The sequence below is a fragment of the Amniculibacterium aquaticum genome, assembly GCF_003852705.1.
In the GTDB taxonomy this organism is placed as follows: domain Bacteria; phylum Bacteroidota; class Bacteroidia; order Flavobacteriales; family Weeksellaceae; genus Amniculibacterium; species Amniculibacterium aquaticum.
On sequence record NZ_REFA01000049.1, the window covers coordinates 1 to 3,920 of the forward strand.

The following is a 3,920-nucleotide window of genomic DNA, read 5'->3' on the forward strand; positions in this document are numbered from 1 at the left end:
ATTTTTAAAATTTTCACGCAGAAATTATTCGACATAAAATTTAGAAATCAGAAGGGTAGAGGTCAATAAATTTTCAAATTTGCAAAATCTTCAATTTGATAACGCTCCTCAAATATTACGGACAACGTTTTGCAGCTTGGCGAAGTGGCGGATTTTAAAGCACTTACTTTCATTTTAGTACCAATGTTTATTTGAAAACCAAATGTTCAATTTAGCACCGAAACCGCCATTTTGCCAAACTGCTGTTGTAGGCAGTGCTTTTTATTCAGTTTCGTTGTTAAATTCGTCGTAAGTATTAGTTTTCATAATGTCAATTTTAAAATCTCCATTTTTGTCTTTCATAATTATTACGCTGTCAAAACCTAATTTGTCTAATTTTTCCATTGTCGCCAATTCTCCTTCTTTCAGTTGTAGAACTTTACGCAAAAGCCAATCTGACAATGCTTTGTTTGGATTTGTCATCAATGCTTTTGAATTTTCTTGACAAACTTTTGCAGAAAAAATATCTCCTGTTGGAATTTGTAAATTAAAAATTTCATCTCTTGGCGGAAAGAAATTTGGATATTTTCTGTGCAATTCCGCAGGAATTGGAATGTAAATTTCGCCAAAATCTCTTTTTCTTCCGTTTGCATTCCATTGATTTAAACCGCTTCGTTGAAAAATAAATTTCTCTTTTTTCTGAATACCATAAAGTGGTAAAATCACATAATTTTCTCCTTTTACAAGTTTGTCTGTTGCTGGTTTTAAATTTTTGTTTTCCTCAAATAATTCAAGAAGCAATGAATATGGGTCTTCAATTATATCAATAGGTAAGCGAAACGCATTTTCTGGAATAATAAACTTTCTAAAAAGTGTACTTTTTGAGTAATTGAAAGAATAAAAATTGTTTCCATCTTCAAATTGTAAACTAGCTTTATTATCTTTTACTGAATGAATATTTGCGATGTCAATTGTATTGTAATCTGTTTCATAAAGCAAAAGTTCTTTTTCTTTTCTCGCAACGATATGATAAAGTGAACTTTCAATATTGTAAAGTCTATTGGCTAAATTTATTCTATCATTTCTGAATTCGCCTAATTTTATTGCAAGTTCTTTACCTTTAAACTCGGCTAAAACTCTTGAAAGTGAATTAAATTCTGCAACTTTTTCTGTACTGTTATTTGTATTGCAAGTAAAAGTTTTCAAACCAACACCAATAGAATTATAGTTTGCGTCAAAAGCTGTATCAGAGCGTGATAAATTTCCTGCATCAAAACTTCTGCAAAAAATATTTTCCGCAACACGGTAATTTATGAAAGGAATAGCACTTTCACTGAACAAACCCGAAAGTTTTGAAACTGCTGAAAGCAGTTTTAAATAATTTCCGTTTTTTTCTATGTCAATTTCTGCAAACGATTTCATAAAACTTCAATTATTTGATTTGCAATTCTTTCAATTAAAGTTGTCGTTACAGAATTTCCTGCTTGCATATAAAGTTTACTATTTGCAAGTTTTGGAATAATATATTTTTCGATTGGATAACCTTGGAAAGCAAAACATTCTTTAGGAGTGAGTTTTCTAATTCCAAAATTATCTTTAATTAATGGAACATTATGTCCACCAGAACCCATATTTGCTGTTAATGTTGGACAAAGATTACTTTTATTTTCCCTTGCATAAACTCTTCTCCATTGATAAACTGTATCTTTTGAAATCATTGTTTTTACTAATTCAGGATAATATTGATGGTCTTCTTTGTAATAAAAAATATCATCCTGCTTTTCCTTATCCAAAAAGTCGTGAATTGTTTTTGTTAATTTGATTGGTTTAGGAAACTCAAATTTTGAATAATTTTTTACTTGTTTTGGGTCAAAAGCAACTATAAAAATTCGCTCACGATTTTGCGGAACATTTGCGTGAGTTGCTGAATTTAAAACTTTTGCAAATGTTTTGTATCCCAATTTTAGTTCAAGTGTTTCAATAATTGTTTTAAATGTATTTCCATTGTCGTGAGAAACAAGGTTTTTCACATTTTCTAAAAATACAACCTTTGGTCTGTGTTTTTCAACTATTTGCTCAATGTCAAAAAACAAAGTTCCTCTTGTGTCAGCAAAACCTTTTTGATAGCCTGCAATTGAAAATGCTTGACATGGAAAACCAGCACATAAAATGTCAAATTTTTCAGGAATATAGTTTTTGTTTCGCTCTTTTGTTATGTCGCCAAACGGAACTTCTCCAAAATTTTCTCTATACGTTTTTTGTGCTTCATTATTCCATTCGCTTGTAAAAACACACTTTCCGCCAACATTTTGTAACGCTAATCTAAATCCTCCAATTCCAGCAAATAAGTCAATGAATTTAAAACTATAATTTTCTGGAGTTGGAAACGGAACGTTTTCAACTTCAAATAAAAGTTGTTGCAAAGCATCTTCTGCAACAATCGGTAATTCAGTTTCCTCTTGTTTATATTCTACGAAATTTTTTAAAGTTGAAATTGCATCTTTTTCGTAATGTTTTTTTACGCCATTTCTATAATTATGCAGATAATGTGTCAAAACGGCTTTGTCTTCAATGCCTTCAACAAGTCTAATTTGATAGCTTTTGCCGTCAAATTCATTAATACTTATTGTCTGTTTTAAACTCATTTATTTTGTCTGTTAAAATTTGAGTGCAATTTACAAAAAAAAATGGTTAAATTTTATGCGGTCGAGTTTATAAGCAATTTTGGTCGCATTGCCTACAACGTTTTTCGGCTTGGCGATGTGGCGGAATTTTAGCACGAAAGTTCATTAGAATTACTGCTGTTGAACCTTGCACTAATGTTTCATAGAAGCACTTCAGCCGCCATATTGCCAAACCGATGTTATGGGCTGGGCTTCTCATTGTTCAGTCGTTTTATTTTTGTCAAAACCTGCAATATGAACAAGTTCTTCTATTACAATTCTAACATCGTCTTTTATCTGGTCAATGTCTGGTTTTTTCGCATTGAACCTTCTATTATGAGCACTTAGGTCGGCAAATTTCTTAATCCTTGGAAATGCTTGTTGTGAATTGCGAGTTATAGTCCAAGTTGTCTCAGAAAGTAGAAGCCCAATTAGGTCGTTTAAGTAATAATAGAAGCCGTCTGCTCCTTTTATTTTCGCTTCAACTTTATGTGCTTCAAAGCATTCGATAACTAATGCTTCAATTAATTTTCTTAACATAACCAAGCAAGCATCAAAGAGTCCGTTTTGATAACATAGAATTGCCTGTTTAGCCACATTCTCCAAATAACCTCTTGTATTTGCTAATATTTCTATTGGGAAAAGGTCTTCACCAAGTTTGTCTTTTGAAAGTTGTAATTCTAATTCCGCTACTTTGTCATAAAGACTTGCAGTCTCTTCTTGAACATTTTTATGCTCTTCTAAAAGGCTGTTATATTGAGGAACAAATTCATTCCAGTCATTTAGTAACTCTCTGTATTTCTGTCTGAAAGTTTCTTCTTCAATTTGGGCTTTCTCCTGCTGGATACTTGAATGTTCTTTTATAAAGTCAATATATGAATTTAGCAATTTACGGGCTGTCGATTTACCTTCTTGCAGTTTTTTCTGTTTGTCTGAAACAACAAAAGTGTCAAAGTGAATGCTTTTTACTTGTAGCCATTGGTCGCTTAATTGCCCAAAGATTTGTTTAACGTCAAGAATTGTTCTGTCTTTCCAAACTTTTGGGTCAAAGTCAAACGAATTTAAGTCTCGAAGTCTGTCTTCAAGAATTTTAATTGCTCTGTCTTTATCTATTTGTAATTTCATTCGTGTCAGTTTTTAGCCTTGCCCATAACGGAAAAAGTATTGGCGAAGTGCGGGATTTCGAAGAACTTTAGTTCAAGGAAGACCAAACGTAGCGAATGCTTTTTCAATACTGCTAACTTACAAAAAATTGCAGAATTGAAAAGCATGAGCGGA

General features: G+C 31.9%; 3 protein-coding genes. All 3 read right to left on the reverse strand.

All coding sequences use genetic code 11. The features are described 5' to 3' along the window. Positions 1-261 precede the first annotated feature (261 nt). A complete protein-coding gene (locus EIY84_RS11510; protein ID WP_124643314.1) occupies positions 262-1,401 on the reverse strand; it encodes a phospholipase D-like domain-containing protein in 1,140 nt (379 codons plus the stop codon). Beyond that, a complete protein-coding gene (gene dcm, locus EIY84_RS11515; protein ID WP_206428208.1) occupies positions 1,398-2,624 on the reverse strand; it encodes a DNA cytosine methyltransferase in 1,227 nt (408 codons plus the stop codon). Before dcm ends, EIY84_RS11510 begins: the two co-directional genes overlap by 4 nt. Before the next feature lie 234 nt (positions 2,625-2,858). Further along, on the reverse strand, positions 2,859-3,767 hold the full coding sequence (locus EIY84_RS11520) for a hypothetical protein (protein WP_124643316.1): 909 nt from the start codon (positions 3,765-3,767) through the stop codon (positions 2,859-2,861). Positions 3,768-3,920 lie beyond the last annotated feature (153 nt).

Excerpts from the sequence above, each read along its gene's own strand:
- EIY84_RS11510 (WP_124643314.1), bottom strand. The coding sequence starts at position 1,401 with ATGAAATCGTTTGCAGAAATTGACATAGAAAAAAACGGAAATTATTTA.
- dcm (WP_206428208.1), bottom strand. The coding sequence starts at position 2,624 with ATGAGTTTAAAACAGACAATAAGTATTAATGAATTTGACGGCAAAAGC.
- EIY84_RS11520 (WP_124643316.1), bottom strand. The coding sequence starts at position 3,767 with ATGAAATTACAAATAGATAAAGACAGAGCAATTAAAATTCTTGAAGAC.